Origin of the sequence: Micromonospora sp. CA-111912, assembly GCF_050948415.1 — a bacterium.
Classification (GTDB): Bacteria; Actinomycetota; Actinomycetes; order Mycobacteriales; family Micromonosporaceae; genus Micromonospora.
In genome coordinates this window covers 5,644,234-5,668,023 of sequence record NZ_CP192007.1, presented here as the reverse complement: position 1 = coordinate 5,668,023, position 23,790 = coordinate 5,644,234, and the positions used below count along the sequence as shown (strand labels likewise).

Annotated in this window: 25 protein-coding genes and 2 pseudogenes; 23 read left to right on the top strand and 4 right to left on the bottom strand. The window is 71.2% G+C overall.

Annotated elements, in window-relative coordinates; all coding sequences use genetic code 11:
• Window positions 1-133: 133 nt before the first annotated feature.
• Complete coding sequence (locus ACQPZO_RS23545; RefSeq protein ID WP_433351182.1) at window positions 134-1,105, top strand: IS30 family transposase; 972 nt, start codon at window positions 134-136, stop codon at window positions 1,103-1,105.
• A 21-nt stretch (window positions 1,106-1,126) separates the two neighbouring features.
• Window positions 1,127-1,300: a hypothetical protein gene (locus ACQPZO_RS23540; RefSeq protein ID WP_433344031.1), complete on the top strand. Its 174-nt coding sequence runs from the start codon at window positions 1,127-1,129 to the stop codon at window positions 1,298-1,300.
• Between the two features lie 248 nt (window positions 1,301-1,548).
• On the opposite strand, the gene ACQPZO_RS23535 is transcribed toward ACQPZO_RS23540, so the two are convergent.
• Window positions 1,549-1,689, bottom strand: a complete 141-nt coding sequence (locus ACQPZO_RS23535; protein WP_433344029.1) for a hypothetical protein — start codon at window positions 1,687-1,689, stop codon at window positions 1,549-1,551.
• Window positions 1,690-1,830: 141 nt separating this feature from the next.
• On the opposite strand from ACQPZO_RS23535, the gene ACQPZO_RS23530 reads away from it, so the two are divergent.
• Entirely contained in the window at window positions 1,831-2,382 is a 552-nt protein-coding gene (locus ACQPZO_RS23530) for a hypothetical protein (RefSeq protein ID WP_433344028.1), read from the top strand.
• 455 nt (window positions 2,383-2,837) lie between these two features.
• On the top strand, window positions 2,838-3,020 hold the full coding sequence (locus ACQPZO_RS23525) for a hypothetical protein (protein ID WP_433344026.1): 183 nt from the start codon (window positions 2,838-2,840) through the stop codon (window positions 3,018-3,020).
• A 71-nt stretch (window positions 3,021-3,091) separates the two neighbouring features.
• Here the strand turns inward: ACQPZO_RS23525 and ACQPZO_RS23520 are convergent, their stop codons facing one another.
• The 3 genes and pseudogenes from ACQPZO_RS23520 to ACQPZO_RS23510 form a co-directional block, all read right to left on the bottom strand.
• A complete protein-coding gene (locus ACQPZO_RS23520) occupies window positions 3,092-3,490 on the bottom strand; it encodes a MaoC/PaaZ C-terminal domain-containing protein (protein ID WP_433351180.1) in 399 nt (132 codons plus the stop codon).
• Between the two features lie 138 nt (window positions 3,491-3,628).
• Window positions 3,629-3,946: pseudogene (locus tag ACQPZO_RS23515) on the bottom strand (FAS1-like dehydratase domain-containing protein); the annotation flags it as partial.
• 22 nt (window positions 3,947-3,968) lie between these two features.
• Window positions 3,969-4,985, bottom strand: a complete 1,017-nt coding sequence (locus ACQPZO_RS23510) for an LLM class F420-dependent oxidoreductase (protein ID WP_433344024.1) — start codon at window positions 4,983-4,985, stop codon at window positions 3,969-3,971.
• Between the two features lie 328 nt (window positions 4,986-5,313).
• On the opposite strand from ACQPZO_RS23510, the gene ACQPZO_RS23505 reads away from it, so the two are divergent.
• From ACQPZO_RS23505 to ACQPZO_RS23415, 19 genes and pseudogenes are all read left to right on the top strand, one after another.
• Window positions 5,314-6,531 (top strand): ABC transporter substrate-binding protein, encoded by a 1,218-nt coding sequence (locus ACQPZO_RS23505; protein ID WP_433344023.1) that lies wholly within the window; start codon window positions 5,314-5,316, stop codon window positions 6,529-6,531.
• Window positions 6,528-7,283, top strand: a complete 756-nt coding sequence (locus ACQPZO_RS23500) for an SDR family NAD(P)-dependent oxidoreductase (protein ID WP_433344022.1) — start codon at window positions 6,528-6,530, stop codon at window positions 7,281-7,283. Before ACQPZO_RS23505 ends, ACQPZO_RS23500 begins: the two co-directional genes overlap by 4 nt.
• A 48-nt stretch (window positions 7,284-7,331) precedes the next feature.
• The gene (locus tag ACQPZO_RS23495) at window positions 7,332-7,748 is read left to right on the top strand and encodes a VOC family protein (protein WP_433344021.1); all 417 of its coding nucleotides are present in this window, start codon (window positions 7,332-7,334) and stop codon (window positions 7,746-7,748) included.
• A gap of 4 nt (window positions 7,749-7,752) precedes the next feature.
• Complete coding sequence (locus ACQPZO_RS23490) at window positions 7,753-8,628, top strand: branched-chain amino acid ABC transporter permease (protein WP_433344020.1); 876 nt, start codon at window positions 7,753-7,755, stop codon at window positions 8,626-8,628.
• Window positions 8,625-9,602, top strand: coding sequence for a branched-chain amino acid ABC transporter permease (locus ACQPZO_RS23485; protein ID WP_433344018.1), 978 nt, complete (start codon window positions 8,625-8,627; stop codon window positions 9,600-9,602). Before ACQPZO_RS23490 ends, ACQPZO_RS23485 begins: the two co-directional genes overlap by 4 nt.
• Window positions 9,592-10,371: an ABC transporter ATP-binding protein gene (locus ACQPZO_RS23480; protein WP_433344016.1), complete on the top strand. Its 780-nt coding sequence runs from the start codon at window positions 9,592-9,594 to the stop codon at window positions 10,369-10,371. Before ACQPZO_RS23485 ends, ACQPZO_RS23480 begins: the two co-directional genes overlap by 11 nt.
• Window positions 10,368-11,084: an ABC transporter ATP-binding protein gene (locus ACQPZO_RS23475; RefSeq protein WP_433344014.1), complete on the top strand. Its 717-nt coding sequence runs from the start codon at window positions 10,368-10,370 to the stop codon at window positions 11,082-11,084. Before ACQPZO_RS23480 ends, ACQPZO_RS23475 begins: the two co-directional genes overlap by 4 nt.
• Before the next feature lie 60 nt (window positions 11,085-11,144).
• Window positions 11,145-11,798: pseudogene (locus tag ACQPZO_RS23470) on the top strand (NAD(P)-dependent oxidoreductase); the annotation flags it as partial.
• A gap of 51 nt (window positions 11,799-11,849) precedes the next feature.
• Entirely contained in the window at window positions 11,850-13,049 is a 1,200-nt protein-coding gene (locus tag ACQPZO_RS23465; RefSeq protein WP_433351178.1) for a thiolase family protein, read from the top strand.
• Window positions 13,046-14,272, top strand: a complete 1,227-nt coding sequence (locus ACQPZO_RS23460) for an acyl-CoA dehydrogenase family protein (RefSeq protein ID WP_433344013.1) — start codon at window positions 13,046-13,048, stop codon at window positions 14,270-14,272. The genes ACQPZO_RS23465 and ACQPZO_RS23460 overlap by 4 nt, the downstream gene beginning before the upstream one ends.
• The gene (locus ACQPZO_RS23455; protein WP_433344011.1) at window positions 14,269-15,120 is read left to right on the top strand and encodes an IclR family transcriptional regulator; all 852 of its coding nucleotides are present in this window, start codon (window positions 14,269-14,271) and stop codon (window positions 15,118-15,120) included. Before ACQPZO_RS23460 ends, ACQPZO_RS23455 begins: the two co-directional genes overlap by 4 nt.
• Window positions 15,117-15,887 (top strand): SDR family NAD(P)-dependent oxidoreductase, encoded by a 771-nt coding sequence (locus ACQPZO_RS23450; RefSeq protein WP_433344009.1) that lies wholly within the window; start codon window positions 15,117-15,119, stop codon window positions 15,885-15,887. Before ACQPZO_RS23455 ends, ACQPZO_RS23450 begins: the two co-directional genes overlap by 4 nt.
• Window positions 15,888-15,897: 10 nt before the next feature.
• Window positions 15,898-17,037 (top strand): acyl-CoA dehydrogenase family protein, encoded by a 1,140-nt coding sequence (locus ACQPZO_RS23445; RefSeq protein WP_433344007.1) that lies wholly within the window; start codon window positions 15,898-15,900, stop codon window positions 17,035-17,037.
• A gap of 26 nt (window positions 17,038-17,063) precedes the next feature.
• Complete coding sequence (locus ACQPZO_RS23440) at window positions 17,064-18,206, top strand: CaiB/BaiF CoA transferase family protein (RefSeq protein WP_433344005.1); 1,143 nt, start codon at window positions 17,064-17,066, stop codon at window positions 18,204-18,206.
• 4 nt (window positions 18,207-18,210) lie between these two features.
• On the top strand, window positions 18,211-19,008 hold the full coding sequence (locus ACQPZO_RS23435; protein WP_433344003.1) for an enoyl-CoA hydratase/isomerase family protein: 798 nt from the start codon (window positions 18,211-18,213) through the stop codon (window positions 19,006-19,008).
• Window positions 19,005-20,111 (top strand): acyl-CoA dehydrogenase family protein, encoded by a 1,107-nt coding sequence (locus ACQPZO_RS23430; protein ID WP_433344001.1) that lies wholly within the window; start codon window positions 19,005-19,007, stop codon window positions 20,109-20,111. Before ACQPZO_RS23435 ends, ACQPZO_RS23430 begins: the two co-directional genes overlap by 4 nt.
• Entirely contained in the window at window positions 20,108-21,613 is a 1,506-nt protein-coding gene (locus ACQPZO_RS23425) for a class I adenylate-forming enzyme family protein (RefSeq protein WP_433343999.1), read from the top strand. Before ACQPZO_RS23430 ends, ACQPZO_RS23425 begins: the two co-directional genes overlap by 4 nt.
• Window positions 21,603-22,523, top strand: a complete 921-nt coding sequence (locus tag ACQPZO_RS23420) for an acyl-CoA dehydrogenase family protein (RefSeq protein WP_433343998.1) — start codon at window positions 21,603-21,605, stop codon at window positions 22,521-22,523. The genes ACQPZO_RS23425 and ACQPZO_RS23420 overlap by 11 nt, the downstream gene beginning before the upstream one ends.
• On the top strand, window positions 22,520-23,713 hold the full coding sequence (locus ACQPZO_RS23415) for a thiolase family protein (protein ID WP_433343996.1): 1,194 nt from the start codon (window positions 22,520-22,522) through the stop codon (window positions 23,711-23,713). Before ACQPZO_RS23420 ends, ACQPZO_RS23415 begins: the two co-directional genes overlap by 4 nt.
• Window positions 23,714-23,790 lie beyond the last annotated feature (77 nt).

Here is a 23,790-nt window from a genome sequence, read left to right as displayed (position 1 = left end):
GCTACCTAGAGGCGGTTGTCAAGCACGCGTGGCATGCCGTCCACATTCTTATGTCAGTCATGGGCGAGTTCAGACAGTCGTAGCATTTGATCTTGGCGGTTTGGGTGGGGCAGGATGTTCCGCCGTGCGTGCGATGTTGACTTTGGGTGATCGGGAAGAGATATCCCGTGGCCTGGCCGAAGGCTTGGAGTTCAAGCAGATCGCGGTCCTGATCGGCCGTAACCCGTCGGTGGTGTCGCGGGAGGTCGCCCGGCGCGGCGGCCCGGTCGCCTACCGGGCTGCGGCCGCTGACACCGGTGCGGGGGTGGCGCGGCGGCGGCCGAAGACGTGGGCGGTGGAGCGGGTGCCGGGTCTGCGGGAGGTGGTCCGGGAGCGGCTGCGGCTGGGTTGGTCGCCGGCGTCGATCGCGGGTCGGTTGGCGTTCGACTACCCCGACGATCAGGCTTACCGGGTGTCTCACGAGGCGATCTACCAGTGGGTGTACGCCCAGCCGGTGTCCACCCTGGCGCGGGAGTTGATCGGGTTGCGGACTGGCCGCACGGCCCGCCGTGGCGGTGCCCGTCCGGCGCCGGCACCGCGGATCCGGGAGCCCCGCTACCTGGACGAACGGCCCGCCGAGGTCGAGGGGCGGCAGGTCCCCGGGCACTGGGAAGGTGATCTGGTCATCGGCAAGGCAGGCAAGAGCGCCGTGGCGACCCTGGTGGAGCGCACCTCCCGGTTCGTGGTCCTGGTCCCGCTGACCGGCCGGGACGCGCTGACCGTCGGCGACGCGATCATCGCCGCCGCCGGAACCCTCCCGTCGCAGCTGGCCCGGTCGTTGACCTGGGACTGCGGGTCGGAGATGGCCGGACACGCCCGGATCACCGCAGCCGGCCTGCCGGTGTACTTCGCCCGCCCGCACTCACCCTGGCAACGAGGCAGCAACGAGAACGCCAACCGAATCCTGCGCGAATACTTCCCCAAGGGCGTCCCGATCACCTCCGACCCCAAATATCTGGCGATGGTGGCTTCCGAGATCAACGACCGACCGCGTAAGATCCACGGCTGGAAGAAGCCCTCCGAGATATTCACCGAACTCGTCGAGGCGAATGCTTCCACTGGCTGAACCCGCCCTGACCTGCGGCTGGTGGCTGATCGTCTACGGCATTCACGCCACCGCAACGGATGGCCCAACGTCCTCGCACCGGACGAGAACCTGGAGCCCTGGCCCGCGCGGGAGAAAGCACTGATCGCCGCCGGCTATGCCTCGCCGCTGCTGATCCTGGCCACCATCGTGGCCGGATATATGATCAGATCCTGATGCGGGCAGCTCACCCATCCCGTCCTGCCTCTACCTGCGCCGGAGTGCGCCGCCGGCACGCCTCCACCACAGCCGTAACCCAATCCCACACGAAGACCACCTCACCTTTCGCATCTCTTGCAAGCACAACGACAAAGAGGCCGCCCCGTCCATCGGCCCGCGTGGCGGCGAGGCAGGAATGGACGAGGCGGCCCGTTGGGAACTCGGCGCTGGGGAGTAAGACCTGGTGCCAGCTTGAGGTGGTGAGGTCAGGCGATCCGCTCGGTGGCGGTGCCGTCGATCACCCGGTCACGCACCACACCGCGGGATATCGCGGACTGCTGCGCCAGGGTGTCCTTGAATAGCCGAAAACTGCGCCGCTGGACGTACTGCTCGGTGTGCTTCGGCATCGGACGTCGCTTCGCTTCCGTCGACCGTCGCTAACCGGCCCTCGGGCGGCCACACCTGTAGTCACCTATCCGACAGCCAGCCCGGCCAAAGCCATCCCAACCACCACCATCGACCAATCCGCAACAGAACGAGGAGCTTCCTTGACCTACCCTCCCCAGCAGCCCGACCACACCCCCACCATCCCGGCACCTCAGCCGCAGCCGCAGCCGTGGGTTGATCCCACCGGACAGCCGTACCCGCCCGCACAGCAGCCCGCCGCCTTTCCCGCGCCGCCAGCGAAACCCAGCCGCAGGCCGATCATCGTCGTCGCCGCAGCAACCATCGGTGTCCTCGCCATCGGCACCATCGGCTACGTCGTGTGGGACGGCTACATCAAGGAAGACTCCGGAGTCGCCGCTTGCAAAGCCATGCGCGACGGAAAGAGCCCCGACGGCAGCAAAGACATCGGCGACGACGAGAAGATCACCGAAGCGCAGTATCGGGAGGTGCGGGAGGTGTTCGAAGACTCCCGCCACGAGAAGATCCGCGAACACGGAACCGCGCTCATGGATGTCGCCTGGCAGGTCAGTAAGCTTCCCAAGGGGCAGGAGATGGGTGCGCTGGCATACATGGGGCCGTTGACCACTCACATGTCGGGGTTGCAGACTGCTTGCGCCGACCAGGGCGTGATCGTCGACCTGAACAAGGACTAGCTCGACGCAGGAAGAACACTCCCATGGCCAGGGCCCCGGCAAAGTCGTGAGGGGCTCCGGCTTGGCAGGCCCCATGGGATGCGCGCGCTGCCGACGCCATCGGCCCCTGCCGGGTCGGTCTTTGCCGGGTCGGCGTGCCCTGTGTTGGTTCCTATGGAGCTGCCCCGTTTGTGCTGTCGGTGGTGTGGGAGCGTGGACGGGGCAGCTCCATAGGGGCTGAAGGGCAGGTCCCCCGACCGGGTGGGTGGGGGGATTCGTCAGGCCGCCGCCCGGCTGCCCGGTGTGCGGGGCGGCGTAGCGGCGACCTTCCGGGGCCGGATAGCTGAGGGTCGGTGAGACCGGGGCCCTGGCCGGGATCTCGGGTCATCCGCAAGGAGCGGAACGGGATTCCCGGAAGGTGGATGAAACGTCGGGCGGGATCGGACACTCCGCGGCTTTGCCGGGGCCCTGCTCCCATGGCCACCCCGAAACTCCCCGCCGGATTGATCAGTGGCCTCCGTCAGCTTGCCGAACAGCATGGGCAAGCCCATGAGGTCGGCGGGTATGAGCCGCGCTCAAAAGAGCTGCGCGAGTTCCACCCCGACCGGTTCCTGCTGTGGCTGGAGGGCCGTTACGATCCGGCAACGGACAAGGGGTAGCGCATCACTCCCTAACCTGCTTTGAACGTTCTCCGAAGCTGGCCGACCCCACCGGTGCTGGTACGCGCGAGTTACCGCCCGGCTGGGCGGATGGTGAGGCGGGAGACCGCGACAACGGCGGCGCCGGCGGTCGCCTCGGCCACCAACTGGCGGTGGCCGGCATCGTCGGGATCGCCGATCGTCGCGGTGACGGTGAGCGTGGTGCCCCCGTCGTCGGGCACCAGCAGCGGCAGCATGAACCGGGTCTCGTGGTCGAGCACTCCGGCCAGGTCCCCGATCCACTCGGTGACTGCCCGCGCGGTCAGCGCCATGGTGAGCATCCCGTGCCCGATGACGCCGGGCAGTCCCGACCGGGTGGCGGCGTGGTCGCTGAAGTGGATCGGGTTGAAGTCACCCGACGCGCCCGCGTAGCGCACCAGGTCCTGTCGGGTGACCGTGAACTCGCGGGCCGGAAGCTTCTGGCCGGGCACGGTCCAGGGCTGTCGCGGTTCCGCGCTGCGCTTGGCACCCGGGGGCCGGGTGCCCCGCTCCACCAGCGTCGAGTACGCCGTACAGACCGGCTCGCCGCCCGTGGTGGCGATCTCGCTGCGAGTGGTGAGGATCTGGTGTACCCCGCCGGACTGGATCCGTTCGATGTGGACGGTCACCGTCAGCTCGTCGCCGGGCTGGATGCCTCGCGTGTGCCGGAATCGCTGGCTCCCGTGCACCACCCGGCTGTAGTCCAGACCGAGCGTCGGGTCGGACAGCGTGTTCCGAGTGGCGGGCAGGCTCAGCACGATGGGGAAGGTGGGTGGGACCACCGGCTGGCCGTCCTGGGCAGGGGCGGCTCCGGTGGCCAGGATGAACTCCTGGATCTTCTCCTGGCTGACCCGGTACGGCGCGGTGGGCGCGAACACCTGGCCAATGAATGCCTCGTTGAGCGGCATGTCTCTCTCCTGATCGGGTCTTCTAGAGCGCGGCGGCCAGCCACGCGACCAGGTCGACGTCGGTGGTCTTGAGGGTCATGACGTCGACGCCGGCATCCGCCCAGGCCGCCAGCCGGTCCCGGATCCTTTCGCGGGGTCCCACCAGGGCAAGCTGGTCGATGAGCGCGTCCGGTACCGCGCCGGCGGCCTGGTCGCGGTGGCCGCCCAGGTACAACTCCTGGATCTGGTGGGTGGCCGCCTCGTAGCCCAGCCGGGACGCCAGGTCGGCGTAGAAGTTGCGGCCGCGTCCGCCCATGCCGCCCAGGTACAGGGCGAACGCCGGGCGCAGCGCGTCCCGGCAGGCCGCGAGGTCGGCTCCGGGCGCCATGTGCACCGTGGCCACGATCCGCAGCGGGCCGAGGTCCGCAGGGCGGCGGGCCAGCCCGGGGGCGAGCATGTCCCGGTACAGCTCGGGCCGGTCCGGGCAGTAGAAGGCGGGCAGCCAGCCCTCGGCGAGTTGTCCGGCGAGCGCCACGTTGCGCGGGCCGTTGGCCGCCAACAGGATCGGTATCCGCGGGCGTACCGGATGCAGGGTGGCCTTCAGTGGGCGCGGTGGTTCCCGGTCGGGGCGCGGATACGGCAGCGGGTAGTGGACGCCAGGGTAGGTCAGCGGTTCCCGCCGGGCCACCGCCGCGCGCACGATGTCGACGTACTCACGGGTTCGGGCCAGCGGGGAGTCGAAGGCGACGCCGTGCCAGCCCTCCACCACCTGCGGGCCGGAGGTGCCCAGGCCCAGCAGGAGCCGGCCGTCGCTGAGCTGGTCGAGGGTGAGCGCGGTCATCGCGGTGGCGGCCGGGGTGCGGGCCGGCATCTGGAGCACCGCCGTGCCCAGGCCGATGCGGCTGGTCACCGCCGACAGGTGGCCCAGCACGCTGACCGCGTCGGAGCCGTACGCCTCCGAGACCCACAGCGAGTCCAGGCCGGCGGCGTCGGCGCGGCGGGCCACGGCACCGAGGTCCCGCAGGCCGGTTGAGTGTCCGAGGCTGAGTCCGAGTTTCATGAGGCCCGTTCTGTATATAGAACGATCATCGTCTTGATTTCGAGAACAGTAGGGACGCTGAGGGATGGGCGTCAAGGGCCGGGAATCTCGACTGATGCCGAGGTGGGGGCCGGAAGAGGGTTGACAACCCACGGGGCCCATTCGATGATGTTCGCCACACAGGCTTTGAACGCAGTTCTGCTGACAGACCGTTGGCGTTCGTTCCCGTCCTCTACTCGGACGCCGAGAGCCGGAGCCCCCGGCTCATCTCCTCCACACCCCCCAGCCCGGCGTCGCATGTCGCTCGTCAGGGCTCTCCGGCCGCAATGCCCCACCCGCAGGAGCGACCATGTCCCGTACCCACGCGGCGCGATGCCTGAGCATCGTGGCCACCTCACTCACGCTCGCCGTATCGATCACCGCCTGCGGCGACGGCAAGGACTCCGGCGACTCGTCGTCCGGAGACATCGTCATCGGCATGGTCGAGGACACCTCGGGTGGTACCGCGGCCACATCGGCCGAAGCGAGCACCGGGATCTCGCTGGCCATCGACGAGATCAACAAGGCAGGCGGCGTCGGCGGGCGATCGCTCAAGCTGATCCGCCAGAGCGACGGCAGTCAGCCCAGCCAGACCCCGGCCGTGGTACGCAAGCTCGTCAGCGACGGTGCCCGCGTCATCATCATGAACTCGTCGTCGGCCTCGGCCCAGCAGGTCAAGCCGATCGTCGAGCAGGAGAAGATCGTGGCCGTCTCGGCGACGAACATCGCCACCGCCATCGCGGAACCGCCGAACAACACGTTCTCGTTCATCCTGGCCAACCCGATCACCGACATCGGCACCGTGTATGCGGCGGCGTTCGAGAAGATCGGCGTCAAGCGGCTGGCCGTCATCACCGACGACTCGCCCACCATGGCCGGGCTCAACAAGGGGCTGCTGCCCATCTTCGAGAAGTCCGGCGTCACCATCGTCGCCAACGAGAAGGCGCCGCTCAACAGCACCGACGTGGCGTCGCAGGTGAGCCGCATCGACGCCGCCAAGCCCGACGCGCTGTTCGTCTCCTCGCTGGGCGGACAGCTGGAGGTGCTCTTCCACAACACCGCGAACCAGATCATGCCGGACCTGCCGCGGATCTCCCTGGCGTCGATCGGCAACCAGCCGGACACCTGGAAGCTCGCCAAGCCCGGCGCGTTTCGGCAGCTCGTCTACGCCAGCGCCATCTCCGCCGACAACACCCGCTCCATCGAGCTGGGCGAAAAGCTCAAGGCCAAGCTGGGGGACAAGTACCTGGGGCTGACCGCGTTCGCCGCGCAGGGCTACGACACCGTGCACCTGCTGAAGCAGGCGATCGAGAAGGCCGGCGTGGACAGCGGCCCGGCGCAGGTGCGGGGCGGGCTTGAGCAGATCAGCGCTTTCCCGGCGAGTTGGGGGCGGCAGGGCTTCACGATGAGCTTCACGTCCACCAAGCACGTCGGCAGCGACGGGCTGTGCGGCATCGTGCTGCGCCGCTTCACCGAGCAGAACCAGCCCGGCGACAACTGGGCCGACTACCAGCCGCAGTGCTCATGACCGACACGACAGCTCAGCCGCGTACCGCGTTCATCACCGGTGGCGCCCGGGGCATCGGGCGGGCGTTCGCAGAGGCGCTCGTCGCCGACGGCACCCGGGTGGTCCTGGCCGACGTCGACGAGACGGCGGCGGTGCAGGCCGCCGCTGATCTCGGGGCCACCGTGGCGCTCGGGGTCGCCTGCGACATCGCCGACGAGACGTCGGTGCAACGCGCGGTCGACGAAGCGGTGGCCCACTTCGGCGGTCTCGACATCCTGATCAACAACGCCGGCAAGCACCTGATGGCCTGGAGCCGACCGGTCACCGAGATCTCCACGGCCGGCTGGCGGGAGATCCTCGACGTGAACGTGCTGGGCATCGTCAACTGCGCCCGGGCCTGCCGGCCGCACCTGAGCCGCGGCGGCGCGGGTGCGGTACTCAACATCTCGTCGGTGTCCGGGTTCGCCGCCACCGACGTGTACGCCATCACCAAGCTCGCCGTGCGTGGCCTGACCGTCGCGCTGGCGAAGGAGTTCGCGCCCGACGGGACACGGGTCAACTGCCTGGCCCCCGGGCCGATGGACTCCGAGTCGGCCATGGCCGACCTGCCCGAGGAGTTGCTTCGCGACTTCATCACCAACAAGCAGCTCATCCAGCGGCAGGGCCGGATGGCCGACCTCGTGGGCGCCATGCGGTTCTTCTGCGGCGCGGACAGCGCCTTCATCACCGGCGAGACCCTGATCGTCGGCGGCGGTCACCCACTTCGGGTCTGACCCGCATCACCACCACCCGCATCACCACCACCCCAAGGAGTGAGTTCTATGTCGTGGAGCCTGCATCACGTCAACCTGCCCGCCTCGGACGTCCGGGCGATGGCCGCCTTCTACACGAAGGTGTTCGGCATGCAGGAGAAGAAGTTCCCGTTCGTCGACGACGGCCGGGGTGCTCTGCAGACGGGCAACGACTTCGTCGCACTGTTCGAGGACACCAACCAACGGCAGATCCACATCTGCAAGCCGACCCCGTCGCTGCCGTGGGACAACGACCTGCGGCTGCACCCGGTCATCAACGGACACATCGCCATCGAGGTCGACGACATCGACGGCGTGATGCGACGGCTGGCCGAGATGAAGATGCCCTACAACGACGCCGGCACGTGGGCGTTCAAGGGGTACCGGCAGGTCTACTGCTACGACCCGTCGATGAACGTCGTCGAAATCAACCAGAAGCACCCTTGATCCAATGATCCCCCTACAGGTCATCGTCTCGATCATCGAGACGGGATGCTTCTTCGGTCTGCTGGCCGCGGCGATGTTCGTGGTGCGGGAGAGTTCCGGATTCTTCAACTTCGCGGTCGGCGGGTACGCGGTGTTCGCCGGGCTTGCCTCGGCGTACTTCACCAGCGTGCGGGGGCTTCCCGCCGCCGCCGGAATTGTCATCGGGGTGATCGGCGCGGTGGCGCTGGCGCTGCTGACCGAGGTGCTCGTGGTGCGTCCGATGTGGAAGCCGGGCGCCAACGAGGAACTGCCGATGGTGATCGCGCTGGTGGCCACACTGTTCGCCCTCGAACAGATCTCCGGGGTGCTGTTCGGCCGTGCCGCGCTGCCCGGGCCACAACTGGTCGGGGACGGGGCGGTACGGCTGGGCAGCGCCACGGTGACCGCGCAGGCGGCGCTGGAGGTCGGGCTGACCGCGCTGGCGTTCGGGTTGCTGCTGCTGTTCATCTACCGCACCCGGATGGGTCGGGGACTGCGCGCGATCGGTGAGAACACCCCGGCCGCCATCGTCCTCGGGCTGCCGGTGCGGGCGGTACGCATCACCTCGTTCACCCTGGCCGGGGTGCTGGCCGGCCTCGCCGGCAGCGTCTTCGCGGCGCGATCCGGGATCATCTTCGAAAGCGCGATGGACTACACCCTCTTCGCGTTCCTGGCCCTGGTGATCGGCGGTACCGCGTCGGTGTGGGGGCCGCTGGCCGGCGGGCTGATCCTGGCCGCCATCCAGTCGGCCGCCATCTTCTACTTCGGCGCGGCAGCCCTGCACTACGCGACGCTCGCCGCCGCCGTGCTGTTCTTCGCCTTCCGCCCCCAGGGGATCTTCATGAAACGGGTACGGGTATGAGCGCCACTCGCCTGCGGCCCCTCGCCGAACCGGTCATCTCCGGCGTGCTGCTGATCCTCGCCGTCACCTGGGTCGGCACCGACGGGTACCGGCAGGACCTCGCCGTGCTCACCGTCACGTACGGGCTGATCGGGCTCGGCCTGTACAGCCACTTCATCATGGGCGACTCGCTGTCCATCGCTTACAACGCGTATGCGGCGATCGGCGGCTACGCGCTGGGCCTGGTCGCCACCCGGACCGGCTGGCCGCTGCTGGTGTCGCTACCACTGGGCATCGTCGCCGCCGTGCTCATCTCCGTGCTCCTGGGCCTGGCCACCCGCCGGCTCAACGGCTTCTACCTGGCCGCCGTGACGCTGCTGTTCAGCGAGGCGTTCCAGGCGTGGCTCGTCGACGCGGACGGCGTCACCGGCGGCGCCGAGGGCGTGATCCTCACCCGGTCGCTCAGCGTCTTCGGCGCGGAGCTCGGCAGGGACCAGATCGTGGTCATCGCGCTGGTGCTGATGTGGCTCGTCGCGCTGCTGCTGTCCCGGCTGCGCCGCTCGCCGTTCGGCGTCGCGCTGCGGGCCAAGGGGCAGGCCGCGGTCGCCGTCGAGGCGGCCGGGGTGCCGGTGACCGCGCTGACCCTCATCTCGCTGAGCATCGGCGCCGCGATCGGATCGCTGGCCGGCGCCGTGTTCACCTCGGCGAACCTGTCGATCCTGCCGGAGTCGATCCCGGTGTCGGTGGCGTTCCTCGCGGTGTTCATCCCGTTCCTGGGCGGGCGGTCCAGCCCGTGGGGTGTGGTCATCGGTGCGCTGCTGGTCACCCAGCTCACCTTCAACCTCAACTTCTTCCAGGGTTCCGGGACGCTCCTGTTCGCCGTCGCCGTGGTGGCGGTGCTCATCTTCGCCCCGGAGGGCCTGATCGGGCTGGCCCGCGATCTGACCGGCCGGCTCGTCGGCGCTGTCAACAGAGGCGGACGCGATGAACGCTGACATTCTCTCCTGTCAAGAGCTGACCAAGTCGTACGGCGGCGTCAAGGCGGTCACCGGCGCCTCGTTCACGGTCGGTGCCGGTGAGATCGTGGGGCTGGTCGGCCCCAACGGCGCGGGCAAGAGCACGATGGTCGACCTGATCGGCGGCGAACAGCAGCCCGACAGCGGCCAGGTACTCGCCGGCGGGGTGCCGCTGGCCGGATCGCCGTCCCGCCGCGCCCGTCGCGCCGGGCTGGCCCGTACCTATCAGTATCCGCAGGTCGCCGGCGCGCTCACGGCCCGCGACAACATCATCGTCGGCGGCCTCGCCCGGGGGATGTCCTCCGGCCTCGCACTGCTGGGAGCGGCGGCGCGGGGCGTGGTCGCCCCGGGCGGCCGGGCACTGCGCGAGGAAGCCGGCCAGGTCGCTGCCCGACTCGGGCTGCACCGGATCGACCGGCTGGCCGCCGACCTGACCCTCGGCGAGCTGCGGCTGCTTGAGGTGGCCCGCGCGCTGTTGCAGCATCCGCGCATCGCGCTGCTCGACGAGCCCTTCGCCGGGCTGGCCTCCGACGGCATCGCCGGCCTGTCCGAATCCATCCGCACGGTCGCCGCCGCCGGCACTGCCGTGCTGCTGGTCGACCACAACGTCGACATCGTGGCCTCGATGGCCGACCGGATGGTGCTGATGGCCGGCGGCACGGTCGTCTTCGACGGCGCACCCCGCGACTGCCTCGCCAGCACCGAGATGCAGGCAGTCTACTTCGGCACCGGGCAGGTGGATCGATGAGTGAGACGGGACTACGGGCCACCGACCTGACCGTCCGGTACGGACGGGCCAGCGCGCTGAACCTCACCGAAACGGAACTGCGGGTACCGGCGGGGCGGGTGACCCTCGTGGTCGGCCCCAACGGCGCCGGCAAGAGCAGTCTGGTCCTGGCACTGTACGGCTCGGTGCCGGCGGGCGGGCAGGTGTACCTCGGCGGCCGGGACGTCTCCGCGCTGCCCACCCGGGTCCGGGCCCGGTCCGGGCTCGCCCTGGTTCCGCAGGGCCGGCAGCTCTTCGCCCGGATGAGCGTCCGGGAGAACCTGATGGTCAGCGCCGAGCTGCTCCGCCTGGACCCGGAGCGGGTGGAGCAGGCACTGGACCGCTTCCCGATCCTGCGCACCCGCGCGAACCGGCCGGCGGGCGTGCTCTCCGGCGGTGAGCAGCAGATGATGGTGGTGGCCCGGGCGCTGATGACCGACCCCAGCGTGCTGCTGCTCGACGAGATGGCCACCGGGCTGGCCCCACTGATCGTGGACGACCTGCTGCGCACCGTGCGGGAGCTGGCCCGGTCGGGCACCGCCGTGCTGCTGGCCGCGCCGACCATCGGCGTGCTCGGCCAGGTCGCCGACGGCGGCGTCGTGCTGATGCGCGGCCGCGTCGTCGCCGAACACGATGACGTCGCCGAACTGGACGCCGCCTACCAGGCCGCCATGGGCGCCATCGTGGAGGGCTGAGCCGTGGCCGACGGTGCCGTCGTGGTCGGTTTCGTGGGGCTGGGCAACATCGGTCGGCCGATGGCCGGCACCCTGGCGGGCACGTTCCCGGTGGTCGTGTACGACGTGAACGCGTCGGCCGCGGCCGAGGTGCCCGGTGCCCGGGTCGCGGCCTCGCTGGCCGACGTGGGCGCCGCCGCGACCGTGGTGGGCGTCGCCGTCTACGACGATGCCCAGGTCCGGGACGTGGTGACCGGGCTGCTGGCCGGGATGCGCCCAGGCGGCACCATCCTGGTGCACAGCACGATCTCGCCGGGCACGGTGCGGGACGTCGCGACCCAGGCGGGCGCGGCCGGGGTGGCGCTGCTGGACGTGGCGGTGGCCGGCGGTGACGCCCGGGCCCGAAGCGGCGAACTCACCCTGATGGTCGGCGGCGACCCGGACGAGCTGGCCCGCGTCCGCCCGGTCCTCGACACCCTGGGCAGCCGGATCTACCACGTGGGTCCGGTCGGCGCGGGACTGGCCGCCAAGCTGGCCAACAACCTGGCGCTGCACGTCGGGTTCCAGGTGCTGGAAGAGGCCCTGGCGCTGGGCGGCGGCGCGGGCGTCGGCGAGGCGGCGCTGCTGGAGGTGCTGGACTCCGGCACCGCGCAGTCCTGGCTGACCGGCAACTTCGCCTACTACCGCCGGCAGATCCGCGAGGTGCTGCCGCCCGGCATGGTCGCCAAGGACCTGCACGCCGCCGTCGCGCTGGCCGGCGACGGCGCGGACCTCCCGTTGACCAGGCTGGCCGCCGGCGCCCCCGCGCGGGAGGCGGTGGTGGTGGCGGCGCTGCGGACCCCACTGGGCCGCCGCCGGGGGGCGCTGAGCGGGGTACGCCCGGACGAGCTGCTGGCCTACACCCTGAGCCGGCTCGTGCAGCGGGCCGGCATCGCGCCGGACACGGTGGACGACGTGATCGCCGGATGCGTCAACGCGGTCGGTGAGCAGGGGCGCAACATCGCCCGGGTGGCCGCGCTGGCCGCCGGCCTGCCGGTCACGGTGCCCGGTGTGACGGTCAACCGGATGTGCGGTTCCAGCCAGCAGGCGCTGCACTTCGCGGCGCACGCGGTGCTGAGCGGCCAGCAGCGGATGGTGATCGCCGCCGGCGTCGAGTCGATGTCCCGGGTACCGCTGGGCGCCGACGCGGCGGGCGTCACCCCACCGGGCGCGGTCACCGGCCGGTACGCGCTGGTGGACCAGGGCGTGGCGGCGGACCGGATCGCCGCGCGCTGGCACCTGGACCGGGCCGAGCTGGACGCCTTCGCCCTGGCCAGCCACCGCAACGCCGAGGCGGCCTGGCGGGACGGCCGGTTCGCCGACGAGTGCGTGCCGGTACCCGCCGACCTCACCGCGGCGCTGCTCGCCGGCGAGCAGCCCGACGCCGGCTGGCTCATCGAGCGCGACGAGGGTATCCGGCCCGACACCTCGCTGGCGGCCCTGGCCGCTCTGGAGCCCGCGTTCGGCGCGGACGGCGTACACCACGCCGGCAACTCCAGCCAGCTCACCGACGGCGCGGCGGCCGTGCTGGTCTGCGACGGCGCCGAGGCGCAACGGCTCGGCCTGGTACCGCTGGCCCGGATCGTGGCCACCGAGGTCGTCGGCGTGGACACCGACCTGATGCTGCACGGCGTCATTCCGGTGACCCGGCGCATCCTGGAGCGCACCGGACTGACCCTTGCCGACATCGACCTGTACGAGGTCAACGAGGCGTTTGCCAGTGTCCCCCTGGCCTGGCTGCGGGAGACAGGCGCCGATCCCGGGCGGCTCAACGTCAATGGTGGCGCCATCGCGCTGGGCCACCCCACCGGGTGCTCGGGCGCCCGGCTGGCCACCACCCTGCTGTACGAGCTGCGCCGCCGGGGCGGCCGGTACGGGTTGCAGGTCATGTGCGTCGGATACGGGATGGCCACCGCGACGCTCTACGAACGGATTGGTGAGGCATGAGCGAACTGCTGTCGGCGGATACCCGGGAGATCCTGGACGGGCTGCGCGACTTCCTGAACGCGGAGGTCCTCGCCCGCCACCGTGACGCCGGTGCGCTGCTGTCCGACCCGCGCCAGCGGTACGGGCCGGACGGCCGGCACGTCGCCGCCGTCGAGGAGCACCGCCGCGCGGTCCGGATGGCCTCGTCCCGCGCCGGGTACTACACGATGTTCGTGCCCGAGGAGCTGGGCGGCGGCGGGCAGGGCGCGGTCACCATGTACGCGGCGTGGGAACTCATCAACCGGCTCTGCGGCAGCGGCGGCTGGCTGGGCAGCGAGGTGGTGGCGCACTGGGCCACCGGACCGAGCGTGGTGTTCGCCCGCGCCGGGCAGCGGCTGCGGGACACCTTCCTGGGCTCCCTGCTCTCCGGCGAGCAGACCATGTGCTTCGCGATGTCCGAGCCCGGCGCCGGCTCGGACGTGTGGCAGATGTCGACCCGGGCGGTACCCGAGGCCGGCGGCTGGCGGCTCACCGGCGTCAAGCAGTGGATCTCCAACGGGCCGCATGCCGACCTGGCCATCGTCTTCGCGGTCACCGATCCCGAGAGGGCGCGGGCCAGGGCGGGCGGCATCTCGGCGTTCCTGGTGCCGACCGACGCGCCGGGATTCCAGGTGGACAGCGTCATCGGCCTGTACGGCCAGATGGGCGGCGAGCACGCCATCCTGTCGATGAACGAGGTGCGCGTCGAGGACTGGCAGCTGTTCGGCGAGCCGGGCGGCGGGCTGTCGCTCGGGCTGGACGGCATCGCCACCGGCCGGCTGTACAACACGGCGAAGGGCGTCGGGCTGGCCCGCTGGGCGCTGGGCCTGGCGGTCGACTTCGCCACCGAGCGGGAGACGTTCGGCACCCGGCTGTTCGACAACCAGGGCATCTCGTTCCCGCTGGCCGATGCCGCCACCCGGATCCACGCGGCGCACCTCATGGGACTGCACGCCGCCGAACTGGTCGACGCCGGGCGTCCCGCCCTGACCGAGGTGGCGATGGCCAAGCTGTTCGCCACGGAGATGGCCACCGATGTCATCGACCGGGCCATGCAGACGCTGGGCGGAATGGGCATCACCACCGAGGTGGGGCTCGCTAAGGCGTGGCAGAGCATGCGGACGGTCCAGATCGCGGACGGCTCTTCGGAGATACTCAAGCGGCTCATCTCACGGCGCATGGCCAATGGAGAGGTGAGCAGATGAGTCGAGGTGACGCTGCCATGACCGAGGAATATCGGGTTCCCGCCATCGAACGGGCCGTACGGGTGCTGCGGCTGCTTGCGGCACAGGACTCAATGTCGCTGGCGAAGACGGTGGAAGCCACCGGCATGAACAAGAGCACCACCTACTACATTCTGCGCACCCTGCTGGCCGAGAATCTCGTCCAGATTGACGACACCGGACAGGGCTACCAACTCGGCCCCGCACTGGTCGAACTCGGTGCCGCCGCGGCCAACCAGATGAACGACGTCAGCATCGCCAAGCGCAGCCTGGCGAAACTGCTGGACCAGATGAACGCCACGATCGTGCTGTACCGGCGGATCAGCCTGACGGAGATCATCCTGGTCGACAAGCTGGAGCGCCCGCACCGGGTACGCATCACCCTGCAGGTCGGCACGCCGGTGCCGATCCAGGGCGGCTCGTTCGGCCGGGTCTTCCTCGCCTACGACCAGCCCTCGCAGGTCAATGCCGCGCTGGCCACCGGGCTGCAACTGTTCACCAGCAAGAGCGTCACCCGCAAGGAGATCTTCCTGCGCGACCTGGAACGGGTGCGCGAGCAGGGCTTCGCGGTCGACCACGAGGGATACGCGCTGGGCGTCAGCACCGTCGCCGCGCCGGTCTTCGGGCCGGACGGGCAGATCCGGCTGGTCGCCGCCGCCGTGGCTTTCACCAGTGAGATGGACGAACAACAATCCGCCTTGTACGGGCGTCTGCTGCGCGAATGCTGCGAGCGGATCACGAAAATGCTCGCCGGTCGCACCGAACTCGTCGGTCAGGACGAGTCCTGGGCCGACCACCAACCTCCGAAAGACAGGGAGTACCGCACATGACGGCTACGGCCTCGGTTTCAACACAGGCGCTTCGCGGTCAGGTGGCCGTCGTCACCGGTGGAGCGGGCGGGCTGGGCCTGGCCATCAGCCGGGAACTCGGGATGGCCGGCGCCATTGTGATCGTCGCCGACATCGCCGCCGAACCCGCCGCCCGCAGTGCCGAACAGCTCGCCGCGGATGGCGTCGACGCACATCCGCACGTGCTGGACGTGACGTCCCGGCAGAGCATCGACGCGATGGCCGCCGAGGTGAATGCCCGGCACGGCCGCATCGACATCCTGGTCAACAACGCCGGCTTTCCGGTGGACCGGCCGCTGGTGTCCATGAGTGACGAGGACTGGCACCAGGTGCTCAACGTGTGCCTGTACGGCACCTTCGCGTGCAGCCGGGCGGTGGCGCCGGGCATGATCGAGCGCGGCTACGGACGGCTCATCAACATCAGCTCCCGCGCGTACCTGGGCAACCCGGGGCAGGCGAACTACGCGGCGGCCAAGGCCGGCATCGTCGGCCTGACCCGCACGCTGGCCAAGGAGCTCGGCAAGCACAACATCACGGTCAACGCGATCGCCCCCGGCCTGATCGCCACCGAGACCGTCCGCCGGCACCCGAAGTTCGACGCCATCGCGGAACGGGCGCAGCGCGCCAACTCGATCCGCCGCCTCGGCACCCCCGAGGACATCTCCGCCGCCGCGCTGTACCTCGCCTCGCCGGCAGCCTCATTCGTCACCGGGGACGTGCTGCACGTCACCGGCGGCCGGTTCAGCTGAGGCGGCGGCGATGGACGTCATGCTGAGTGAGGACGAGCGGCTGCTGCGCGACAGCGTGCGCTCGTACCTCGACGCGAAGATCGCACCGATCGTGACCGAACACGAACGCGCACGCACCTTCCCCTGGCACAGGTTGGCCGAGCTGTACGAGTTCGGGTACGTGCGCGGTGTGGTGCCGGAGGCGGACGGCGGTGACGGCGCCAGCCACATGGTGCTGGCGCTGCTGATGCAGGAGGCCGGCCGCTGCTGGGGTTCGCTGCGCACCACCCTCAACGTGCAGAGCATGCTGGCCCGCGTGCTGAGCACCGCCGGCACGCCGGAGCAGAAGGAGCGGTTCCTGCGACCGCTGCTGGCCGGGCAACGGTTCGGCTGGTTCGCGCTCACCGAACCCGACGCGGGCTCCGACGCCGGCGCGCTGCGCACCACCGCCCGGCGCGACGGGGACGACTACGTCATCAACGGGCAGAAGCTGTACATCACCAACGCCCTGGCCGGCGACTTCGGGGTCGTGCTGGCCCGGGTTCCGGACACCGGCGAGGTCAGCGCGTTCCTGGTCGACCGGACGGAGTCGGAGTACCAGGCCCACGACATCCCGCACATGCCGCTGCGGGCCACGACCAGCTGCGAACTGGTCTTCGACCAGACCCGGATTCCGGCGACCAACCTGCTCGGCGAGCTGGGCCGGGGGCTGTCCCTGGCGATGTCCGGCGTCAACCTGGGCCGGTTGAACATGGCCATGGGCGCGGTCGGGCTGGCCCAGGCGTGCCTGGAGTCCTGCGTGGACTTCGCCCGCACCCGGGAACAGTTCGGCCGCCCGATCGCCGGGTTCCAGCTGGTGCAGGAGATGGTGGTGCAGGTCGCCACGCTCACCGAGACCGCCCGGCTGCTGGGCTACCAGGCCGCCCGCACGCTCGACGCCGGGCTGCCGGGCCGGTACGAGTGCTCGATGGCCAAGTACTACTGCGGCGAGGCGGCCGGTCAGGCGGCCACGCTCGCGTTGCAGGTGCACGGCGGGGCCGGGCTGATGGAGGAGTCCCCGGTGGAGCGCTACTTCCGCGACGCACGGGAGGCGACCATCCCCGAGGGCACCAGCCAGATCCAGATCCTGCACCTGGGCAAGCACCTGCTCGGCGTGTCGGCACTGCGATGAACACGGCACACGACGGAGGAGGGGCCATGACCGGGCCGCTGCACGGGGTACGGGTCATCGAGGTGGCGGCGCTGGGCCCGGTGCCGTTCGCCGGGATGCTGCTGGCCGACATGGGCGCCGAGGTGATCCGGGTCGACCGGGTGGGCGCCCCCGCGCCGGGTGCGGGAGCGAGCGTCGAGACGGATCCGCGGCACCGGCACCGGCGCACCGTGGCACTGGACCTCAAGCGGTCCGAGGGCGTGGACCTGTTGCTGCGCCTCGTGGAGGGCGCCGACGTGCTGATGGAGGGGATGCGGCCCGGCGTGATGGAGCGGCTGGGCGCCGGCCCGCAACCCTGCCAGGAACGCAATCCGGGGCTGATCTACGCGCGGATGACCGGCTGGGGGCAGGACGGGCCGCTGGCCCAGCGGGCCGGGCACGACATCAACTACATCGGGATCGCCGGAGCGCTGCACCCGATGGGCCCGGCCGAGCTGCCACCGCCGGTGCCGTTGAACCTGGTCGGCGACTTCGGCGGCGGCGCGATGTACCTGGCCTTCGGCATCGCCTGCGCGCTGCGGGAACGGGAGCGCTCAGGGGTCGGGCAGGTCATCGACGCGGCCATGGTGGACGGTGCCGTCTCGCTGACCGCGATGTTCCACGGGATGCTGGCCGCCGGCACCTGGTCGGACCGGCGGGAGAGCAACGTGCTCGACGGCTCGGCGCACTTCTACCGCACGTACCGCACCGGCGACGGTGGTTTCATGGCGGTCGGCGCGATCGAGCCGCAGTTCTACGCCCAGCTGCTGTCCGGGCTCGGGGTGGCCGCCGCTAACTTTCCGCAGCACGACCGGGAGCGCTGGCCCGCGTTGGCCGCCGCGTTCGCCCGGATCTTCGCCACCCGCACCCGGGACGAGTGGACTGCGGTGTTCGACGGCACCGACGCCTGCGTCACACCGGTGCTGTCGATGGCCGAGGCCGCCGCTCACCCGCATCTGGCCGCCCGGGGCACGCTGGTGCCGGTCGCGGGTACGCCCCAGCCGGCACCCGCGCCACGGTTCTCCCGGACCGCCGCGGTGCCGCCGGGCCCGCCGGTCGGGTACGGCCGGCACACCGACGAGCTGCTCGCCGGCCTCGGACTGTCCGAAGCAGACATCGAACGGCTGCGCGCCGAGCGGATCGTGGGTTAGCGCCATGACCAACGAGGACATCGAGTACGACGAGCGCGACGGCATCGCCACCATCCGGCTCAACCGGCCGGAGGTGGGCAACGCGCTGTCCCGGCGGATGCGGCCCCGGCTGCGCGAGTTGTGGGCGAAGGTACGCGACGACCCGTCGGTACGGGTGGTCATCGTCACCGGAACCGGGGACCGCCACTTCTGCACCGGCGCCGACGTCCGCGAGGTGGCCGACGCCGGTACGACCTCGTCCGGGCACGGCACGGTGGCCGAGGACATCGTCTGGTCACCGTTGCAGAACCAGGTGTGGAAGCCCGTCATCTGCGCCGTGAACGGGTTGGTGGCCGGAGGTGGGCTGCACTTCGTCGCGGACGCCGACGTCGTCGTGGCCGCCGAGCATGCCCAGTTCATGGACACCCATGTCAGCGTCGGGCAGGTCGGTGCGGTGGAGAACATCGGACTGGCCCGCCGCCTGCCGCTGGGCACGGTGCTGCGGATGACGCTGGCGGGCCGGGGTTTCCGGCTCGACGCGACCCGCGCGTACCAGCTTGGTCTGGTCGACGAACTGGTGCCGGCGGCCGGCCTGATGGACACCGCGCGGGAGCTGGCCACGGCCATCGCCGCCAACTCCCCGAGTGCCGTGTCGCGCTCGAAGCAGGCCATCTGGGGTGCAGCCGAACGGCCACACCAGGAGGCCCTGGAGTACGGCTGGGAACTGGCCCGCCGGCAGTGGACCCACCCCGACTTCGTCGAGGGCGCGCGCGCCTTCGTGCAGAAGCGCCCCCCGCAGTGGGATGTCGAGGTGCCGGCATGAGGTGGGCCTTCACCGCCGATCAGGAACGCCTGCGCGACGAGGTGCGGGCCTTCCTGGCCGAACACGCGCACAGGCGCGACCCGATGCAGTACTTCCACGGCCGTGGCGGCGCCAGCCGCGAGCTGTACCGCGAGCTCGGCTTGCGCGGCTGGCTACGGCTGGCCTGGCCGCGTGAGTGGGGCGGGCAGGGAGCGCGGCCCTCCACCGAGTTCATCGTCTGGGACGAACTGGCCTACGCCCGCGCGGTACGCCCCGACCTGGCCGCCGGAATCGTCGCGAAGACCATCATCGGGCACGGCACGGACGAGCAACGGGCCCGCTTCCTGCCCGGCATCGGCCTCGGCGAGATCAGCTTCGCGTTGGGATACTCGGAGCCGGAAGCCGGATCGGACTTGGCCGGGGTGCGCACCCGGGCGGTGCCCGACGGCGACGGGTACCGGGTCACCGGTGAGAAGCGGTGGACCTCCGACGCGCACAACTCCGACTACCTGTGGCTGCTGTGCCGCACCCCGGAGAACGGTCACACCCTGCTGATGCTCGACCTCACCGCGCCCGGGGTGCAGATCCGGCCGATCGACACCATCGACGGGCACCGGCTCAACGAGGTGAGCCTCGACGGCGTGTACGTGCCGCAGGAGAACCGGATCGGCGCCGAAGGCGAGGCGTGGCGGCTGATCCGGGCCGCGCTGGCCGTCGAGCGGCATCTGATGGTGCTGCCCGGACGGGTCCGCCGCGACTTCGAGGATCTGCTGCGCTGGTCGGCCGAGCGGGGCTGGTCGGCCGATGCCCGGACCCGCGCCGACATCGCCGACATCGCGTTGGACGTGGCCGAGGTGGAGGTGATGGCCATGAGCACCCTCGCGGCGCTGGAGGCCGGCCACGACGGTGCCGCGCAGGCGGCGCGGGCGAAGCTGCTGGGCAGCAGGACCCTGCAACGCATCGCGCGGCTGCCGTTCGACGTCGGCGATGCCGGGGCCGCCCGCACCGGCACGCCGAGTTTCCTGTGGCACGAGACCTTCATGGAGACCATCGCCGGAGGCACCTCGGAAATCATGCTGGGCGTGCTGGCCCGCGAGGCGCTCGGGCTGGGAGGACGTCGATGACCGGGTACCTGGACGTGCTCGCCGACCACGCGCGGCACGCGCCGAACGCGCCGGCGCTGATCGACCCGGTCGGCGAGTACACCTACGCGGAGCTGTGGACCGCGATCGAGGAGCACGCCGCCGCGCTGCGCGCCCTCGGCGTCGTCCCCGGCGACCGGGTGGTCACCGCACTGACGCCCGGCGCTCCGCACCTGGCCGCGTTGTTCGGGGTGATGGCCGCCGGGGCGGTCGCGGTGCCGCTGAACATCCGACTCGCCCCGCCCGAGGCGTACGCCTTCCTGGCCCCGCTCCGCCCGGCCCAGTTGCTGGCCGTCGAACCCGACACCGAGCTGGCGGCCCGGCTGGGCTGTGGCCTGGCCACGCTGCCCTCGGCCGGCGCTCCCGGGTCGTTGACCGACCGGATGTCGCTGACCGTCGTGACGCCTGTCTCGTCGTCACCCGCGTTCCGCGACGAGACGGCCGCGATGATCATCGGTACCGGCGGCACCACCGGCGAACCGAAGGGCGCCACCTGGACCCATTCGGCGCTGTACCAGTACGCCGCGTCCTGCCAGGCGCAGATGGACATCCGGCGCACCGACGTGGAGCTGTACTTCTCCCCGTTCTTCCACATCGCGGTCGCCACGATCGTGTTCTCGACCCTGTTCGCGGGCGGCACCGCCTGGCTGCTGCCGCGCTTCGACGAGGCCGCTGTCCTCGACGCGCTCGCCACCGGCCGCCCCACCCGGCTGTTCGGCGCACCCACCGCACTGTTGCGGCTGCTGGAGCACCCCGGCTTCGGCGCGGAGCACGGTGCCTCGATCCGCCGGGTGCTGTTCGGCTCCACCGCCAGCGTGCCCGCCTTCCCCGGTCGGTTGCGCGCCGCGTTTCCACGGGCCCACCTGATCACCGGGTACGGCGCCACCGAGTTCGGCGCGGTGGCCCGGTTTCGCTCCTGGGAACAGGAGGACGGCGTCGACCGGGGGCTGGGCCGCCCGGTGCCGGGCGCGTCGATCCGCATCGTCGACGACGCCGGACACGACGTGCCCCGGGGCAGCGTCGGTGAGGTCCTGGTCCGCGCGCCGTGGCAGATGTCCGGGTACTGGGCGCGGCCGGAACAGACCCGGGCCACGGCGGTCGACGGTGCGATCCGCTCCGGTGACCTCGGCCGGCTCGACGAGGACGGCTTCCTCCACCTGGCCGGCCGCGCCAAAGACATGATCATCTCGGGGGGTGAGAACGTCTTCCCGATCGAGGTGGAGAACGTGATCGCCCGGCATCCGCAGGTGCACCAGGCTGCGGTGTTCGGCGTGGACGACCCGCTGTGGGGCGAACGGGTGGAGGCCGCCGTCGTGCCACACCCCGGCGGCGGCGTGGATCCCGACGGGCTGCGTGAGCACTGCCGCGCCGAACTGGCCGGGTACAAGGTGCCCCGCCGGTTCCACGTGCTCGACGAGCTGCCGGTGACCCCGGCGATGAAGGTGGACAAACGTGCCCTCCGGGAGGTCACCCGTGACGCTTGAGGTGGACTACGGCCAGCAGCCGCGCGAGTTCGCGGAGGCGGTACGCACGCTGTGCCGGCGCCATGAGGAAGGTTGGCGCCACCTGCCCGGCGACGGGTTTCCCGAGCAGACCTGGCAGGAACTCGCCGACATCGGGTTCCTCGGCCTCGCAGCCGAGGGCACCGAGGTGGCCGGCGAGATCGCCGCCGTCATGGAGGAGCTGGGCGGCCTGGGCTGCCCCGGCCCGCTCTGGGAAACCGTCCTGGCGACCCGCGCCGCCGCCGAACCGCCGGCGGGCGGCATCGCCACCGTGGGCACCGGCGGCCCGCTGCCCTGGGGACACCGCGCCACCGTGTTCTTCGCGCTCACCGACGAGGGCCTCTGGGAGTGTGAGCCGGTCGGCGAGGCGGTGCCGACACCGATGCTCACCGGTGAGCTGTGGGCCGAGGTGCCGCTGGCACCCCGCCGGCGCGTCCCCGACGAGTGCGGCGCGCTCGCCCTGGGTGACCTGGCGCTCGCCGCGCAACTCGTCGGAGCCGGTGCCCGGCTGGTTCGGGACGCCGCCGAGTACGTGGCCGGCCGCCATCAGTTCCGCCGGCCGCTGGGCGACTTCCAGGGCGTGGCCTTCCCGCTCGCCGAGGCCGACATCGAACTGGCTGCCGCGCGGGCCCTGACCAGCCGGGCCGCGTCCCGGCTGGCGGACGGCGGCGCGGACGCAGCCCGTGCCGCCCGCGCCGCCGTCCTGTCCGCCGCCCGCGCGGCCCGTACCGCCACCCACCACACCTTCCAGGCGTACGGCGCGATGGCGTTCACCGAAGAGGGCGGCGTGGCCTGGTACGGGCGGCGCATCGCGCAGCTGCGCACCCAGGCGCTGACCCCGTACCGCAGGGCGGCGTGGACCGCCGACGTCTTCGAGAGGAACTCCCCATGACCGACGACGTTGTCGTTCTCGCCACGGCCCGTACCCCGTTCGGCCGCTTCGGCGGCGCACTTCGTGACCTGCCCCTGCCCGACCTCGGCGTGATCCCGGTGGGTGCCGTGCTGCACCGCGCCGGGCTGACCGGCGCGGACGTCGACGAGTTGGCGTTCGGGGTGAACTTCCCCGGCTCCGAGCGCTCGGTGGCCCGGCAGGTGCTGCTGCGGGCCGGCATCCCCGAGGAGAAGGTCGCGTACACCGTCGACCGGGCCTGCTGCTCGTCGCTCGCGGCGATCACGCTGACCAGCCGGGGACTGCGGCTCAACGACACCGCGCTGAGCATCGCCGGCGGCGTGGAGAACCTGAGCCGGGTGCCGTACTTCGTGCATGCGGCCCGCTTCGGAAACCGGATCGGCGACATCGTGCTCACCGACCAACTCGTCGTCGCCTGCCCGCACACGGGGGTACCCCGGGCCGTGCAGGCCGGCGTCGAGGCCACCGAGTACGGGGTGGACCGCGCCGAACAGGACGACTGGGCGCTGCGCAGCCAGCAACGGTACGCGGACGCCCTGGCCCGCGGCTGCTTCGCCGACGAGATCGTGCCGGTGGACGTGCCGGACCGGACCGGCCGCCCGGTACGGCTGGCCGCCGACGAGGCGCCACGGCCCGACACCACAGCACAACGACTGGCCGCGCTGCCGACGGTCTACGACAGCGCCACGGTGACGGCGGGCAACGCGCCCAACATGAGTACCGGCGCGGTGGCCCTGGTGCTGGCCAGTACGGCGGAGGCGGCGCGGCGCGGTACCACCGGCCTGGCCACCATCAGCGCGTGTACCCAGGTGTCGGGCGATCCGCAGCGCCTGGCGTCGATGCCCGCGCGGGCGGCCCAGCGGGCACTGGCCCGGGCCGGCCTGACCCTCGGGGACATCGACCTGATCGAGGTCAACGAGGCATTCGCGGCGGTGCCCCTGGTCACGACGCTTGCTCTGGCGGACGGGGACCGGGGGAGGGCGCTGCGGTTGCGGGAGCGGACGAACGTCAACGGCGGCGCTGTCGCGGTCGGTCATCCCACGGGCGCTACGGGCGGCCGGCTGGTGATGACGATGATCAACGAGTTGCACCGGCGGGGTGGGGGGAGGGGCCTGGTCGCCATCTGCGGCGGCGTCGGCGAGGCCGAGTCGGTCATCGTCACCGTCCGCTGACCTGCCCGCCTTGCACCAGCTCGGCCACCGCCGGGCGGCGGCGTGCTCCCGCAGGGCCCACGGGAGCACGCCGCCGG

Bases quoted from the DNA above. Each gene is read 5' to 3' on its own strand.
- ACQPZO_RS23535 (WP_433344029.1), bottom strand. From the start codon at position 1,689: ATGCCGAAGCACACCGAGCAGTACGTCCAGCGGCGCAGTTTTCGGCTA.
- ACQPZO_RS23495 (WP_433344021.1), top strand. From the start codon at position 7,332: ATGTCGTGGAGCCTGCATCACGTCAACCTGCCCGCCTCGGACGTCCGG.
- ACQPZO_RS23440 (WP_433344005.1), top strand. From the start codon at position 17,064: ATGACCGGGCCGCTGCACGGGGTACGGGTCATCGAGGTGGCGGCGCTG.
- ACQPZO_RS23460 (WP_433344013.1), top strand. From the start codon at position 13,046: ATGAGCGAACTGCTGTCGGCGGATACCCGGGAGATCCTGGACGGGCTG.
- ACQPZO_RS23445 (WP_433344007.1), top strand. From the start codon at position 15,898: ATGGACGTCATGCTGAGTGAGGACGAGCGGCTGCTGCGCGACAGCGTG.
- ACQPZO_RS23430 (WP_433344001.1), top strand. From the start codon at position 19,005: ATGAGGTGGGCCTTCACCGCCGATCAGGAACGCCTGCGCGACGAGGTG.
- ACQPZO_RS23490 (WP_433344020.1), top strand. From the start codon at position 7,753: ATGATCCCCCTACAGGTCATCGTCTCGATCATCGAGACGGGATGCTTC.
- ACQPZO_RS23455 (WP_433344011.1), top strand. From the start codon at position 14,269: ATGAGTCGAGGTGACGCTGCCATGACCGAGGAATATCGGGTTCCCGCC.
- ACQPZO_RS23525 (WP_433344026.1), top strand. From the start codon at position 2,838: ATGGCCACCCCGAAACTCCCCGCCGGATTGATCAGTGGCCTCCGTCAG.
- ACQPZO_RS23510 (WP_433344024.1), bottom strand. From the start codon at position 4,985: ATGAAACTCGGACTCAGCCTCGGACACTCAACCGGCCTGCGGGACCTC.
- ACQPZO_RS23480 (WP_433344016.1), top strand. From the start codon at position 9,592: ATGAACGCTGACATTCTCTCCTGTCAAGAGCTGACCAAGTCGTACGGC.
- ACQPZO_RS23545 (WP_433351182.1), top strand. From the start codon at position 134: ATGTTGACTTTGGGTGATCGGGAAGAGATATCCCGTGGCCTGGCCGAA.
- ACQPZO_RS23505 (WP_433344023.1), top strand. From the start codon at position 5,314: ATGTCCCGTACCCACGCGGCGCGATGCCTGAGCATCGTGGCCACCTCA.
- ACQPZO_RS23415 (WP_433343996.1), top strand. From the start codon at position 22,520: ATGACCGACGACGTTGTCGTTCTCGCCACGGCCCGTACCCCGTTCGGC.
- ACQPZO_RS23500 (WP_433344022.1), top strand. From the start codon at position 6,528: ATGACCGACACGACAGCTCAGCCGCGTACCGCGTTCATCACCGGTGGC.
- ACQPZO_RS23450 (WP_433344009.1), top strand. From the start codon at position 15,117: ATGACGGCTACGGCCTCGGTTTCAACACAGGCGCTTCGCGGTCAGGTG.
- ACQPZO_RS23435 (WP_433344003.1), top strand. From the start codon at position 18,211: ATGACCAACGAGGACATCGAGTACGACGAGCGCGACGGCATCGCCACC.
- ACQPZO_RS23475 (WP_433344014.1), top strand. From the start codon at position 10,368: ATGAGTGAGACGGGACTACGGGCCACCGACCTGACCGTCCGGTACGGA.
- ACQPZO_RS23485 (WP_433344018.1), top strand. From the start codon at position 8,625: ATGAGCGCCACTCGCCTGCGGCCCCTCGCCGAACCGGTCATCTCCGGC.
- ACQPZO_RS23425 (WP_433343999.1), top strand. From the start codon at position 20,108: ATGACCGGGTACCTGGACGTGCTCGCCGACCACGCGCGGCACGCGCCG.